We start from the raw sequence: 14820 nt of genomic DNA, 5'->3' as shown, positions 1-14820 counted from the left end.
TCGGGTCGGGGTGCGCGTATGCGCACACCACGATCCTTTCACGTGTGACGGGGCTCATGGCGCGCAGGTGGACAGGTGTCCACCTGCACGGGTGTGACGATGGTCGCCTGTCGCCGTGTCGCCGACCCCTGGCCGTCCGGAACACGCGGGGCGGGTGGGATCGTTGTACAGCGACGACACCGCGGCAGTGCCGCGGACCGACGACGAACGAGGAGTGGTGATGGACGAGGAATCCACGCTCTACGAGTTGGAGTTCCCCGTGCCCCACGTCAGCGGCGACGAGGGCGACGGACCGGTGCTGGTGCACGCGCTCGAGGGTTTCGCCGACGCCGGGCACGCGGTCGCCCTGGCGGCCGAGCACCTGCGCGACAGCCTCGACTCGGAACTGGTGGCGACGTTCTCGGCCGACGAGCTGATCGACTTCCGGTCCCGCCGTCCGACCATGGTGTTCTCCGGTCAGGAGTTCACCGATGTCGAGATGCCCGCTCTGACGATCCACGCCGTCCGTGACAACTCCGGTCGCCCGTTCCTCCTGCTCGCCGGTGCCGAGCCCGACCTGCGGTGGGACCGCTTCGTCGAGGCGGTCCGCCGTCTGTCCGACCACTTCCAGGTGTCGTCGGTCGTCGGCCTGAACGCGATCCCGATGGCGATCCCCCACACGCGACCGCCGACGGTCACTGCGCACGGGTCCGCGCCGGAGATGCTCGGCGACCTGCCGCGTTGGGGCAGCCCACTGAAGATCCCGGGCAGCGCCTCCATGCTGATCGAGCTCCGGATGGCCCAGCACGGCTACCGGACCGCCGGTCTGTCCGTGCACGTCCCGCACTACCTGTCGCAGGCGAAGTACCCCGCGGCGTCGGCGACCCTCATCGAGACGTTGTCGACGGTCACGGGTCTGGACCTGCCGGTCGGCGCCCTCGAGAACGCCGCGTCGACGGTCCGCACACAGATCGACGCCGAGGTGTCGGGCAACGCCGAGGTCGAGGCGGTCGTGTCGGCGCTGGAGACTCAGTACGACGCCGTCACCGGTCGAGCCGAGGAGGCGCCGTCGTTGCTCGCCTCCGACGAGTCGCTGCCGAGCGGCGACGAGCTCGGCGCCGAGGTCGAGATGTTCCTCGCGCAGGCCGCGGCCGGCGAGACCGACACCGACGCACCGGACGAGGGGCCCGAGGGAGACACCTCACCCGGTGACGACCGGCCCTAGGTGACCGCTCCCGCCGAGTCCGTACCGGCGCCGCTGTCGCGCCTGCCCGACGGCCCCGACGAGGCATTCGACTCCGTCACGGAGTGGGTGTCCTCGCGGGGCCTGTCGCTGTACCCGGCGCAGGAGGAGGCACTCCTCGAACTCGTCGGCGGGTCGCACGTGATCCTGTCGACGCCGACCGGGTCGGGGAAGTCGCTCGTGGCGACGGGTGCGGCGCAGTTCGCCCGCGCACGGGGCGAGCGGACCTTCTACACCGCGCCGATCAAGGCGCTGGTCAGCGAGAAGTTCTTCGACCTGTGCGCCGTCTTCGGCGCCGAGAACGTCGGCATGATGACCGGGGACGCCACGGTCAACGCCGGCGCTCCCGTGGTGTGCGCGACCGCCGAGATCGTCGCCAACCTCGCGCTGCGGCACGGCGCGGACGCCGACATCGGGCTGGTCGTGATGGACGAGTTCCACTACTACGGCGACCCCGACCGCGGGTGGGCGTGGCAGGTCCCCCTCATCGAGCTGCCGCGCACGCAGTTCCTCCTGATGTCGGCGACCCTCGGCGAGATCGATTTCTTCGTCGACGACCTCACCCGCCGGACCGGCCGCCCGACCGCGTCGGTGACCGGCACACAACGACCGGTCCCACTGGAGTTCTCCTACGTCACGACGCCCGTGCACGACACGATCGAGTTGCTCGTCGAGAAGGGTCGGGCGCCGATCTACGTCGTGCACTTCACCCAGGCGTCGGCCGTCGAGCGGGCGCAGGCGCTGCTGTCGGTGCCCCTGCTCGACCGCGCGGGCAAGGACGCCGTCGCCGACGCCATCGGCGACTTCCGCTTCGCCTCGGGATTCGGCGCGACGTTGTCGAAGCTGCTGCGCGCCGGGATCGGCGTGCACCACGCCGGGATGCTCCCCCGCTACCGCCGTCTCGTCGAACGCCTTGCGCAGCAGGGTCTGCTGCGGGTCGTGGCCGGTACGGACACGCTCGGTGTCGGCATCAACGTCCCCATCCGCACCGTGCTGTTCACCGGTCTCACCAAGTACGACGGGACCCGAACCCGCCATCTGCAGGCGCGCGAGTTCCACCAGATCGCGGGCCGCGCAGGGCGTGCCGGGTTCGACGACCGCGGCTACGTCGTCGTCGAGGCCCCCGATCACGAGATCGAGAACGCGCGACTGCTCGCCAAGGCCGGGGACGACCCGAAGAAGCTCAAGAAGATCCAGCGCAAGAAACCCCCGGACGGGTTCGTCTCCTGGGGTCACCCCACCTTCGACCGCCTCATCGGCGCCGAACCGGAGCCGCTGCGATCCCACTTCCGGGTGAGCACCGCCATGCTGGTCGACGTCATCGCCCGGCCGGGTCCCTGCTTTCCCGCCATGCGTCACCTGCTGGAGGACAACCACGAACCCCGCGCGCGGCAGCGCCGACACATCCTGCGGGCCATCGACATCTACCGGGGACTGCGGACCGCGGGGCTCGTCGAGACCACCGAGCCCGACGCGACGGGCGCCACGGTCCGGCTGACCGCGGAGCTCCCGTCCGATTTCGCGCTGTCGAACCCGTTGTCGGCGTTCGCCATCGCCGCACTCGAGCTGCTGGACGTCGACGACCCCGACTACGCGCGCGACGCCGTGTCGGTGATCGAGTCGATCGTCGACGACCCGCGGCCGGTGTTGCGGGCTCAACAGAACGCGGCCCGGGCCGCCGCCGTCGCACAGATGAAGGCCGACGGGCTCGACTACGAGGAGCGGGTCGCGCGCGTCGAGGAGATCACCTACCCGCGACCCCTGGACGAGCTCCTCGACGGCGCCTACGAGATCTACCTCCGCGGTCACCCGTGGGTCGCGGACACCCGACCGTCCCCGAAGTCCGTGGTCCGCGAGATGCTGGAGCACGCCGACGGTTTCGGCGACGTCGTGGCACGCCTGTCGCTGGCCCGCAGCGAGGGGGTCCTGCTCCGGTATCTCACCGACGTCTACCGGATCGCCCGCCACGGCGTCCCGCCCGACCGCCACACCGACGAGTTCGACGACGTCGTCGCCTGGCTCGGGCATCTCGTCCGGTCCACCGACTCCAGCCTGATCGACGAGTGGGAACAGCTCACCTCTCCCGACCCGACCCGTCCGGTGACGCCCAGCGCCCCGCCCGGCCCGGACCGCCGCGCATGGCGGGTGCACGTCCGGAACCACATGTTCGCGATCGTCTCCGCATTCGCCGCCGAGGACGAGGACGCGCTGCGGCGCATGCACCCCGAGGTCGACTGGCCGACCGCTCTCGACGACTACTTCGACGAGTACGACGACATCGGGATGGGACCGGACGCGCGGAGCCCCCGTCTCTTCACCCTCGACGAGAAGGGTGACCGGTGGTCGGTGCGACAGACCCTCGACGACCCGTCGGGGCACCACGGCTGGGCGATCACGGCGTCGGTCGACCTGCCCGGCCCCGACGACCCTGACGACATGCCGCAGGTGGTCGACGTCGCGGTCGTCTCCGGCTGAGCCGTCAGAGTCCGCTCAGCGCGGCGTGGAAGCGCGACGCCATCTCGCCGACCTCGTCGGTGGTCATGACCAACGCCGGCGACACCTGCAGGGCCCCTGCGCCGGCCACGCGCGTCGAGACCCCGTGACGGCGCAGGGCGGCCACGGCATGGGGTCCGACGGACGGGTCGGCGAGCTGCACCCCGGCGACGGCCCCCACTCCGCTGCGCACCTCGGACACCGCGTCGAGGTCGGCGAGGGGCGTCAGAGCGGTGTGCAGGTCGTCCTGGAGCCGAAGGGCCTCGTCGAGCAGGCCCTCCGACTCGACGATGTCGAGGTTGGCCATCGCCGCCGCGGCGGCCCCGGCGTGCCCGCCGTAGGTGTAGCCGTGCCGCCACCACACCCCACCGGAGAAGAACGGCTCCGCGACGTGCGGGGCGACGAACAGCGCGCCCATCGGCACGTATCCCGACGTGAGCCCCTTGGCGGTGGTCATCATGTCGGGCTGCAGGTCGAACCGTGACGACGCGAACCAGGCACCGCCGATCCGGCCGAACCCCGTGACGACCTCGTCGGCGACGAACAGCACGTCGTGCTCACGGCAGATGTCGCGGACCTCGCTCAGGTAGCCGTCCGGCGGCGGGTAGATGCCGCCCGCACCGATCACCGGTTCGCAGAAGAACGCCGCGATCGAGTCCGCACCCACGCGCTCGATCAACCCCAGCAGGCTCTTGGCGTCGTCGAAGTCGACCGTCGCGGCGTCGGTCATGAGCGTCCCGTAGCCCTCGCGGTTCGGCGGGAGACCCGACAACGCCGTACCGGCGACGTGCATCCCGTGGTACGCCTTCGTCCGACCGACGATCATCGTCTTGCCCGGTCGACCCATCTCGTGCCAGTACCGTCGGGCCAGTTTGGCGGCCGAGTCCACCGAGTCGCTGCCACCCGAGGTGAAGAAGACCTTGCTGCCCGGGATCGGGGCGAGGCCGCCGAGACGGTCGGCGAGCTCGACGGTGACCGCGGGCATCACGTCGCCGAACCCGGACACGTGCGCGACGGTCCGCAGCTGCTGCGCGACCGCGTCGGCGATGGACGCGCGCCCGTGCCCGACGTTGGTGAACCACAGCCCCGCGGTCGCGTCGATGTACTCGGTGCCGTGCGTGTCGGTGATGCGCGTGCCCGACCCGCTCGCGATCGCGAACGGGCCGCTCGCGCTGACCGCTCCCATGTCGGCGAACCCGTGCCACAGAGTCGACGTCATGACGCCCATCATGCCCGCCGCGGCGAGCGACGGAGCGACCGACCACTATCCTGGTCAGGCCATGTCCGACGAGTCCCCGCGCCCGGCGCGCCGTCCGCGCCGACGCCGGGGAGGGTCCCGCCGCCCGTCGGACCAGGCATCGGCGCACCCGCCCGTCGCGACGGTCCCGATCCCCGACGACGACGTCACGATCGCCGACGCCCACCGCCTGCACCAGCGCGCCCGACGCGTCCGGTCGCAGGAGGACGCCGCGGCGTTCGAGAGCGCGGTGGCCCGCGCGACGCAGCGCCTGTCGCGCCGCCGCGAGCTCGTCCCGACGCTCGACTACCCGGCGGACCTCCCGGTCTCTGCCGCGCGCGACGAGATCCGCGAGGCCATCGCAGCGCACCAGGTCGTGGTGATCGCCGGGGAGACCGGATCGGGCAAGACGACGCAGCTGCCGAAGATCTGCCTCGAACTGGGTCGCGGCGTCCGCGGCGCCATCGGGCACACCCAGCCACGGCGGATCGCCGCCAGGTCGGTGGCGACCCGCATCGCCGAGGAGACACACACCGATCTCGGTGCCGCCGTGGGGTTCTCGGTCCGGTTCGACGACCGGTCGGGCGCCGACACGCTGGTCAAGGTGATGACCGACGGCATCCTGCTCGCCGAGATCGCGCGCGACCGACTGCTGCGCGCCTACGACACGATCATCGTCGACGAGGCCCACGAGCGGAGCCTCAACATCGACTTCATCCTCGGCTTCCTCAAGCAGCTGCTGCCCCGCCGGCCCGATCTGAAGGTGATCATCACCTCGGCCACCATCGACCCCGGCCGCTTCGCCGACCACTTCGCCACCGACGACGCACCGGTGCCGGTGATCTCCGTGTCGGGGCGGACCTACCCCGTCGAGGTGCGCTACCGCCCACTGGTCCGGGACTCCGACGAGCAGGGCGACCACGAGGACCTCGACGCGATCGGGGGCATCGCGGCGGCGGTCACGGAACTGCGTCGCGAGGGTCCGGGCGACATCCTCGTGTTCCTCGCCACCGAGCGCGAGATCCGCGACACCGCCGACAGCCTGCGTCGATCGCATCCCGACGAGGAGATCCTGCCGCTGTTCTCGCGACTGTCCACCGCCGACCAGAACCGGGTGTTCTCGCGCAGCTCGGGTCGGCGGATCGTGTTGTCCACCAACGTCGCCGAGACCTCACTCACCGTTCCCGGCATCCGCTACGTGATCGACGCCGGGACCGCCCGCATCTCCCGGTACTCCACCCGTACCAAGGTGCAGCGACTGCCGGTCGAGCCGATCTCGCAGGCGTCGGCGCGCCAACGCTCGGGTCGCTGCGGACGTGTCGCCGACGGCATCGCCATCCGCCTGTACTCCGAGGACGACTTCGAGGCACGTCCCGCGTTCACCGACCCGGAGATCCTGCGCACCAACCTCGCGTCGGTCATCCTCACCATGGCCGCGCTCGACCTGGGTGACGTCGCCCGGTTCCCCTTCGTCGACCCGCCCGACCCGCGCGCGATCCGCGACGGCGTCGGCCTGTTGGAGGAACTGGGCGCGCTGCGAGGCCGCGGGGACGACCGAGAGCTCACGCCCGTCGGGCGCGACATCGCGAGCCTGCCCATCGAACCCCGGTGGGCGCGGATGGTGGTCGCCGCGCACAAGCAGGGCGTCCTGTACGAGGTGCTGGTCGTCGTCGCGGCGCTGTCGCTGCCCGACGTCCGCGAACGACCCACCGAGCACCGCCAGGCCGCCGACGAGATGCACGCCCGTTTCGCGGTACCCGGCTCGGACTTCCTGTCGATCCTGGCCCTGTGGCGCCACCTCGAGGAACAGCGACGAGCGCTGTCGGGCAACCAGTTCCGTCGGCAGTGTGCGCGCGAGTTCCTGCACTGGCTGCGGATCCGTGAGTGGCGTGACCTCGTCGGCCAGCTCGAGCGGATCGTCGTCGACAAGGGCTGGACGGTCACCCGACCGACCGACGACTCCCCCGACCCGGACGCCGCCGCGATACACCAGTCGGTGCTCGCGGGCCTGCTGGGCCAGATCGGCGTGCGGGAGGGCGACACCCGGGAGTTCCTCGGTGCGCGCGGGACGAAGTTCGTCGTCTTCCCGGGCTCCGGCCTGGCGAGGAAGCCGCCGCGGTTCGTCATGGCCGCCGAGATCGTCGAGACCTCACGGCTGTTCGCCCGCACGGTCGCCGGCATCGAGCCGGAGTGGGCCGAGCGCCTCGCGGGCGATCTCGCCAAGCGGCAGTACAGCGAGCCGCACTGGTCGAGCAAGCGCGGTTCGGCGATGGCGTACGAGCGCGTCACGCTCTACGGCGTCCCCCTGGTGGCACGCCGCGCCGTCCCCTACGGCCGGATCGACCCCGAGGCTTCCCGCGACCTGTTCCTGCGCCGCGCACTCGTCGAGGGCGAATGGCGGACACAGCACGCGTTCTTCGCGCACAACCGCGCGCTGCTGGAGGAGGCGCGGGAGCTCGAGGACCGCGCACGCCGGGGCGACCTCGTGATCTCCGACGACCAGCTGTACGACTTCTACGACGCCCGCATCCCCGCCGACGTGGTGTCCGGTGCGCACTTCGACACGTGGTGGAAGAAGGCGCGGCGTACCAGACCCGACCTGTTGGACCTCACACCCGAGGACGTCGCGGACACGAGCACGGTGTCGGCCGGGCAGTTCCCCGACGTGTGGCAGCAGGGCGAGGCGCGACTGCGCCTGGTCTACCGGTTCTCGCCCGGCAGCACCCACGACGGGATCACGGTGCTCATCCCGCTCGCCCTCCTGCCCCGCATCCGACCCGCCGGGTTCGACTGGCTGGTACCGGGATTGCGCGACGATCTCGCGGTGGCACTGATCCGCACCCTTCCCAAGTCGATCCGGCGTCGCCTCGGACCCGCAGCCGACGTCGGACCGCAGGCGATGGCGGCGCTGACACCCCGGAGCGAACCGGTGGTGACCGGACTCGCCCGGGAGGTCACCCGTCTGACGGGAGTGTCCGTCGGCGCCGACGACTTCGACCCGTCCGCGCTGCCGGCGCACCTCGTGCTGCGGTTCGCCGCGGTCGACGACGCGGGTGACGTCGTGGCCGAGGCGGACTCCCTCGCCGCGCTCACCGCCGCCGTCCACGGATCCACCCGGACCGCGTCCCGGGCCGCGCCGCGTGCCGAGGCCCGACCTGCCGCCCCCGTGGTCACGAGCTGGACGGCGTCGACGATCGGGACCCTGCAGTCGCAGGTGACCGAGACCGTCGCAGGACAGACGGTCACGAGCCACCCCGCACTCCGGGTGGTCGACGGCGGGGTGAGCGTGGTGCTCGAGACCACCGCCGCGGCTGCCCGTGCGTCCACGCATCGGGCCGTGCTCCGGCTGCTGGAGCTGTCCGTCCCACCCCTGAAGGCGTCGGCCGCTTCCGCGTTGCCGATGGAGCAGCGACTCGCGTTGTCGCAGAGTCCCTATGCCTCGGTCGAGGCGCTGCTCGCCGACTGCACCCGCGCAGCGATCGTGGAGGCCGCCGGCGACACCGGTGACGTCCGCGACCCGGAGACGTTCGCCGCACTACGCGCACGCGTCGCGGCGGTCGCGGGGCAGCAGGGCCGCGCCATCCTCGGGACGGTCGCCGACGCGCTCACGCGCCTGCCCGCCGTCCACGCCGAACTCGCGCGACTCGGTGAGAGCCGGGCGACCGCCGATGTCCGAGACCAGTTGTCGCAGCTCGTCTACGCCGGGTTCGTCGGGGACACGCCGGCGGCACAACGGCCCCGGCTCGTCGCCTACCTCGACGCGGTCGTGGTGCGATTGCAGCGGCTGCCCGCCGCCGCGTCGACGGACGCGCGCGGCATCGACGCGGTGGACCGGGTCGTCGAGCACTGGGCGCAGGTGGTCGCGCGGTGCGCCCCGGCACGACGCGCCGCGGTGAACGATCGTGCCCACTGGCTGATCGAGGAGTTGAGGGTCGGGCTGTTCGCCGAACGTGTGGGCACGCCGTTCCCGGTGTCGGAGAAGCGGGTGCTACGCGCGATCGACGCCCTGGCCGCCTGACCCGGCGCCGACGTGCCCGGCGGCACGGAGGTCGTCGATCTCGCGCTGGAAGTCCTCGACGGACTCGAACGACCGGTACACCGACGCGAAGCGCAGATAGGCGACCTCGTCGAGCTCGCGCAGCGGCGTCAGGATGGCCAGACCGACCTCGTTGCTGGGGATCTCGGCCGAACCCGACGCGCGCACCGTGTCCTCCACCTGCTGGGCGAGCAGGGCGAGACGGTCCTCGTCGACGGCGCGGCCCTGACAGGCGCGACGCACACCGCGCATGACCTTCTCGCGGGAGAAGGGCTCGGTGACGCCGTTGCGCTTGACCACCGCGAGCACGGCACTCTCGACCGTGGTGAAGCGGCGTCCGCACTCGGTGCACGACCGGCGTCGACGGATCGCCTGTCCCTCGTCGGCGACACGGGAGTCCACGACGCGCGTGTCCTCGTGTCGACAGAACGGGCAGCGCATCGCGACGTCCTCGGTGCTCGGAGGGCCGGCGTCGGGCGGGTGCGCCCGGGACGGGCCGGGTGGATCGAGATGATCCGTACCCGTCGACGATACCGGGACCGGTGGTGCGGCCGGGACGGTCGGGGGCGGTGCGAACACGACCGGTACCCACGTCGCCGTGGACACGAGCAGCGGGTACGACATCACTGCCGGGAGACGGGACGGTTCAGCGCGCGTACTGCGGTGCGAGCAACGGCTGCCCCGGGACGAGCGCGGAGCCCTCGAGGTGGTTCATCTCGCGGATGTCGGCCACGACCTGTGCGACGGGGGCGTCGGGGACGGTCCGGGCGGCCAGTGCGCTCAGCGACTCACCGCCGCGCACGTGCACGACGCTGCTGCCGACCACCGCCGGGGCGTGGTCGTCGGCGACCATCGACCCGCCGACGACGACCGCCCAGACGGCCACGGCGAGCGCGAGGCCGGCGAGGATCGCGGCCCCCCACCCCACGCGGGCGGGGCGGATCAGTCCCGACCGCTCCGATCCCGTGCGGCAGACGGACCCGACGGGCCGCGGCGCGGGCGCGACCGGGCGACGCGGCTCGGTGGCGGCGGGGCGCGTCCGCGGCCGGGCGGGCGTCGGTGCCGCGACCCGCGCGCTGCGGCGGGGCGACGGGTCGAGCGGGTGGCGACGAGCCGTGCGGGGCTCGACGTGGGCCGCGCGAGGACGGGTGACGCCGGGGGCCATGAGGGACTGGCTCATCGCGATCTCCTTCTCGATCAGGCGTTCGAAAGAACGTGTGTTCGAGTTCTACCACGGGCCTCCGACACGGTCGACACACCGTCGAACAAATGTTTGAAAGTCGTGACCCGGTGCACTACGGTCGGGGCACGAGCAGGACAGATGCACGCCTCAGGACGCGGGCACCCGCCCCGCGCGCACCGCATCGCGAAGGAGAGGACGCCGTGTCCGACACGACCATCACCCCCGGCGGCACCGGGACGACCGCCCCCGCCGAGAGCGAGCTCACCGAGCGCCAGCTCGAGGTGTTGCGCGTCATCCGCACGTCGGTCCGCGAGCGCGGGTACCCGCCGAGCATCCGGGAGATCGGCGACGCGGTCGGCCTCACCTCCACGTCGTCGGTCGCCCACCAGCTGCGCACGCTGGAGCGCAAGGGCTTCCTCAAGCGCGACCACAACCGCCCGCGTGCGGTGAACGTGCAGGAGAACGACCCGGGCGACGGCGGCGACAGCGGCGCGACCCCGTTGCCGACCCCGACGTTCGTCCCGGTCCTCGGCCGGATCGCCGCGGGTGGGCCGATCCTGGCCGAGGAGGCCGTCGAGGACGTCTTCCCGCTCCCCCGCGAACTCGTCGGCGACGGCGCGCTGTTCCTGCTCCGCGTCGTGGGTGAGTCCATGATCGACGCCGCCATCTGTGACGGCGACTGGGTGGTGGTCCGTCAGCAGAACGTGGCCGACAACGGCGACATCGTCGCGGCCATGATCGACGGCGAGGCGACGGTCAAGACCTTCAAGCGCGCCGACGGCCACGTCTGGCTGATGCCGCACAACCCCGCGTTCGACCCGATCCCCGGCGACGAGGCCGTGATCCTGGGCAAGGTCGTCACCGTGATGCGCCGCATCTGATCCCGCTCTCCTCGATGACACGAGGCGCCCTCCTGCGAGGAGGGCGCCTCGTGTCGTCGGTGGGGCTGTGTGGGTGGGCCGTGCGGCTCAGCTCTGCAGCGCCGCGGTGGCGGCCGCACGCGCGTCGGCGGGGTCGGCCGTCGCGAGGACCGCGTCGGCGGCCGCGCGACAGGCCGCGAGGGTGACCCGTCCCAGCGCCGCACCCACCGCGGCGGCGGCCGCGGGCGCGCTCGACAACGACGTGACACCCATGCCGACCAGCACGCACGCGAGCAGCGGGTCGGCCGCGGCCTCACCGCACACCCCGACCGGCTTGCCGGCGGCGGCGCCCGCTGCGGCGACGCGCTCGATGAGCGTGAGGACCGCCGGCTGCCACGGGTCGGTGAGCGTGGCCAGGTCGGCCGACATCCGGTCGGCGGCCATCGTGTACTGCGTGAGGTCGTTGGTGCCGATCGACACGAAGTCGACCTCGGCGAGGATCGCGGGGGCGAGCAGAGCCGCCGAGGGCACCTCGATCATCACGCCGGCGACCAGCCCCCGGTCGCGGACCTGCGCGGCGAAGGCGCGGGCCTCGGCCGCGGTGGCGACCATCGGGGCCATGACCCACGGGGTCGCGCCTGCCTGGACCGCCGCGGTGGCGATCGCGTCGAGCTGGTGCTCGAGCAGCGCGGGGTGGGCGGTGGCGACGCGCAGGCCGCGGACACCGAGCGCCGGGTTGGCCTCGACACCCGCGTCGACGAACGCCAGCGGCTTGTCGGATCCCGCGTCCAGGGTGCGGATGACGATCTTGGCGGGGTCCGGGGTGTCCGCGAACGCCTCGATCACCTCGCGGTACAGCGTGGTCTGCTCGTCGACGGTCGGTTCGGAGGCCCGGTCGAGGAACGCGAGCTCGGTGCGGAACAGGCCGACGCCCGTCACCGGGTGGTCGGTCGCGGCCCGCGCGGACGCTCCGTCCTGGACGTTGGCCAGGATCGCGACGTCGTGTCCGTCCGCGGTGCGTCCGGGTCCGGACCAGCGCGCGATCTCGGCGGCGACCGCGCGGGCGTCTTGCACCGCCGCGGCGGCGGTCTCCTCGTCGGGGCCGACGGTGACCGCGCCCGTGGCACCGTCGACCAGCACCGGCGCGCCCGCGGGCACGTCGTCGAGCCCGGTGACGGCGACGACACACGGGATGCCGAGCTGGCGGGCGATGATCGCGGTGTGGCTGGTGGGCCCGCCCAGGCGGGTGACCAGCGCGGTCACGACGGCGGGGTCGAGGCCGGAGGTGTCGGCGGGGGCCAGGTCGTCGGCACACAGGACGACGGGGTGGTCGGGCCGTGCGATCCCCGGCTCGGGCTCCCCCGCGAGCTCCGCGAGGACACGGTCTCGGACGTCCTGGAGGTCGGTGACCCGCTCCGCCATGAGGCCGCCGAGCTTGGTGAACAGGGTCACGAACTGCTCGGTGGCCGCGACGGCGGCGTTGGGCGCCGGCGCCCCGCCGCGGATCTCCTTCTGTGCCGCGCCGATCCACCCGCGGTCCTCGGCCAGGGCGGCCGTGGCCGACAGCACCTCCGATGCGACACCGGTGGCCGCCGACGCCCGCGACCGCAGACGGTCGGCGACGGCCGAGGCCGCCGCGACGAACCGCGCGCACTCGGCCTCGACGTCCGCGGGCGGCGTGCCCGGTCCCGGGAGGGCGGGGCGGGCACCCGGCCACATCACCGGGGCGTAGGCGACGCCGGCGACCACCGGGGTCCCGACGAGGACCGTCCCGGAGTCGGGTGCGGCGGTGGCGTGAGCGGTCATGGGTTCACCTCGGGTCGGCGACGGATGGATGGTGTCCCGGCCCCGGTGGACCGGCTGTTGTGACTCAAATTACAAGAAATGCTTGACTTGTCAACACAGTCAAGCGTAAACAGACATGAACCAACACCGGCACCCACAGAAATCCACACGGATCACCTGATCCACGGACACCGGGGCGCCGACGACGACAGGAGCCACGGTGTACGCCGAGGAGCGACAGCAGGCCATCGCCGAGCAGGTGGCGAACCACGGACGGGCGTCGGTGACCGCGCTCGCCCGCGAGTTCGCGGTCACCAGCGAGACGGTGCGCCGCGACCTGGCCGCGCTGGAACGGGTCGGCGCACTGCGCCGCGTGCACGGCGGCGCCGTCACCGTCGACGCCGTCCGGCCGTCGGAACTCGGTGTGGCCGAGCGCGCCGACGCCCGCCCGGACGAGAAGATGCGCATCGGGGCCGCCGCGTGCCGGTTCATCCCTTCCGACGGCGGCAGCCTTGTCGTCGACGCCGGCACCACGACCATCCAGGCCGCCGCCCGTCTCCCCCGCGACCGCAGCCTCACCGTCTTCACCAACTCGCTGTCGGTCGCGTCGACGGTGGCCGAGCACCCCGGTGCCGACCTCCACTTCCTCGGCGGACGGATCCGCGGGATCACCCAGGCCGCCGTCGGTCCCGCACCGCTGGCCGCGCTGGGCGACCTGCGGGTCGACGTCGCGATGATCGGCACGAACGGCCTCACCGAACACCACGGTCTGTCGACGCCGGACATCGAGGAGGCGGCGGTGAAGTCGGCCATGGTCGCGGCCGCGCAACGTGTCGTCGTGCTCGCGGACTCGACCAAGATCGGCCGGGAGGACCTGCGCAGCTTCGCCGACATCGCCGCGGTGGACGTGCTCATCACCGACGACGGCATCGATCCCGCCTTCTCCGCCCGCCTGTCCGCGCTCGGCGTCGAGGTCGTGATCGCATGATCGTCACCGTCACCGCCAACCCCAGCCTCGACCGCACCGTCGTCCTGCCGGGCGTCCTCGAGCGCGGCGCCGTCGTCCGAGCCCTGGGCACCCGCAGCGAGCCGGGCGGCAAGGGCATCAACGTCTCCCGCGTGGCCCAGGTCGCCGGGGTCGCGACCACCGCGATCCTGCCCGCCCCGGCCGGCGACCCCCTCCTGCTCGGACTCGACGCGGTGGGTCTGCACCACCGCACCGTCGAGATCGCCGACGAGGTCCGCACCAACATCACGGTCACCGAACCCGACGGGACGACGACCAAGCTGAACCTCCCGGGCGCCACGCTCGGCCCCGCGCAGATCGACGGGCTGTTCTCGCTCGTGCTCGACGTCGCCGAGGACGCGGACTGGGTCGCGCTGTGCGGGTCGCTGCCGCCCGGGGTCCCGGCCGATCTCTACGCGCGCATCGCCGCGGCCCTGTCGGGATCGCGCTGCCGCGTCGCGGTCGACACCTCCGGGGCACCCCTGGCCGCACTGGTCGGCGCCCTCGCCGACGGGTCGGTCGACCTGATCAAGCCCAACACCGAGGAGCTCTGTGAGATCACCGGCGCCGACGTGGCCGACCTCGACTCCGCCGCAGCCGGTGGGGATTTCACCCCCACCCTCGACGCGGCGCGGTCGGTCGTCGGCTCCGGTGGCTGCGCCGTCCTCGCCACCCTCGGCGCGGCGGGCGCGCTCCTCGTCACGGCCGACGGGGCCTGGCAGGCGTCACCGCCGCCGATCACGCCGGTGAGCACGGTCGGCGCCGGCGACGCCACGCTCGCCGGATACCTGTTGGCGGACATGGCCGGTCACGGACCCGCGGAGGCCCTGCGCGCCGCCGTCGCACACGGATCGGCCGCGGCGGCCCTGCCCGGGACCCAGCCCCCCTCCCCCGGTGACCTCGCGCTGCACGCGGTGCGGGTGAGCGAGGTGTCCACACCATTCGTCTGACGACCACGGTCGCCGAGCACCGACGACCGACGCACTCCCGCATCACAT

10 protein-coding genes are annotated in these 14820 nt (G+C 72.6%); 6 read left to right on the top strand and 4 right to left on the bottom strand.

From position 1 onward, the window contains the following. Positions 1-220: 220 nt before the first annotated feature. Together LX12_RS01250 and LX12_RS01245 are read left to right on the top strand one after the other, a co-directional pair. Entirely contained in the window at positions 221-1204 is a 984-nt protein-coding gene (locus LX12_RS01250) for a proteasome assembly chaperone family protein (RefSeq protein WP_253652686.1), read from the top strand. Further along, a complete protein-coding gene (locus LX12_RS01245) occupies positions 1205-3697 on the top strand; it encodes a DEAD/DEAH box helicase (protein WP_372504892.1) in 2493 nt (830 codons plus the stop codon). A gap of 4 nt (positions 3698-3701) precedes the next feature. Here the strand turns inward: LX12_RS01245 and LX12_RS01240 are convergent, their stop codons facing one another. Further along, the gene (locus tag LX12_RS01240) at positions 3702-4934 is read right to left on the bottom strand and encodes an aminotransferase family protein (RefSeq protein ID WP_253652685.1); all 1233 of its coding nucleotides are present in this window, start codon (positions 4932-4934) and stop codon (positions 3702-3704) included. Between the two features lie 61 nt (positions 4935-4995). Between LX12_RS01240 and hrpA the strand changes: the two genes are divergently transcribed. Beyond that, positions 4996-8970, top strand: a complete 3975-nt coding sequence (gene hrpA, locus LX12_RS01235; RefSeq protein WP_253653136.1) for an ATP-dependent RNA helicase HrpA — start codon at positions 4996-4998, stop codon at positions 8968-8970. Here the strand turns inward: hrpA and nrdR are convergent. Both nrdR and LX12_RS01225 read right to left on the bottom strand, forming a co-directional pair. Further along, entirely contained in the window at positions 8941-9429 is a 489-nt protein-coding gene (gene nrdR / locus LX12_RS01230) for a transcriptional regulator NrdR (protein ID WP_253652684.1), read from the bottom strand. The genes hrpA and nrdR overlap by 30 nt on opposite strands. A 205-nt stretch (positions 9430-9634) precedes the next feature. Then, positions 9635-10168, bottom strand: a complete 534-nt coding sequence (locus tag LX12_RS01225) for a LysM peptidoglycan-binding domain-containing protein (RefSeq protein WP_253652683.1) — start codon at positions 10166-10168, stop codon at positions 9635-9637. 203 nt (positions 10169-10371) lie between these two features. Between LX12_RS01225 and lexA the strand changes: the two genes are divergently transcribed. Beyond that, positions 10372-11052, top strand: coding sequence for a transcriptional repressor LexA (gene lexA / locus LX12_RS01220; RefSeq protein ID WP_253652682.1), 681 nt, complete (start codon positions 10372-10374; stop codon positions 11050-11052). Positions 11053-11139: 87 nt separating this feature from the next. On the opposite strand, the gene LX12_RS01215 is transcribed toward lexA, so the two are convergent. Beyond that, positions 11140-12837: a putative PEP-binding protein gene (locus tag LX12_RS01215; RefSeq protein ID WP_253652681.1), complete on the bottom strand. Its 1698-nt coding sequence runs from the start codon at positions 12835-12837 to the stop codon at positions 11140-11142. 199 nt (positions 12838-13036) lie between these two features. Between LX12_RS01215 and LX12_RS01210 the strand changes: the two genes are divergently transcribed. Both LX12_RS01210 and LX12_RS01205 read left to right on the top strand, forming a co-directional pair. After that, entirely contained in the window at positions 13037-13804 is a 768-nt protein-coding gene (locus LX12_RS01210) for a DeoR/GlpR family DNA-binding transcription regulator (protein ID WP_253652680.1), read from the top strand. Further along, positions 13801-14772: a 1-phosphofructokinase family hexose kinase gene (locus LX12_RS01205; protein WP_253652679.1), complete on the top strand. Its 972-nt coding sequence runs from the start codon at positions 13801-13803 to the stop codon at positions 14770-14772. Before LX12_RS01210 ends, LX12_RS01205 begins: the two co-directional genes overlap by 4 nt. The last annotated feature ends 48 nt before the right edge of the window (positions 14773-14820 follow it).

Origin of the sequence: Williamsia serinedens (assembly GCF_024171725.1) — a bacterium.
GTDB classification, from domain to species: domain Bacteria; phylum Actinomycetota; class Actinomycetes; order Mycobacteriales; family Mycobacteriaceae; genus Williamsia_A; species Williamsia_A serinedens.
Note: the sequence above shows the minus strand (reverse complement) of the source record. Positions and strands in the feature narration are given on the sequence as shown.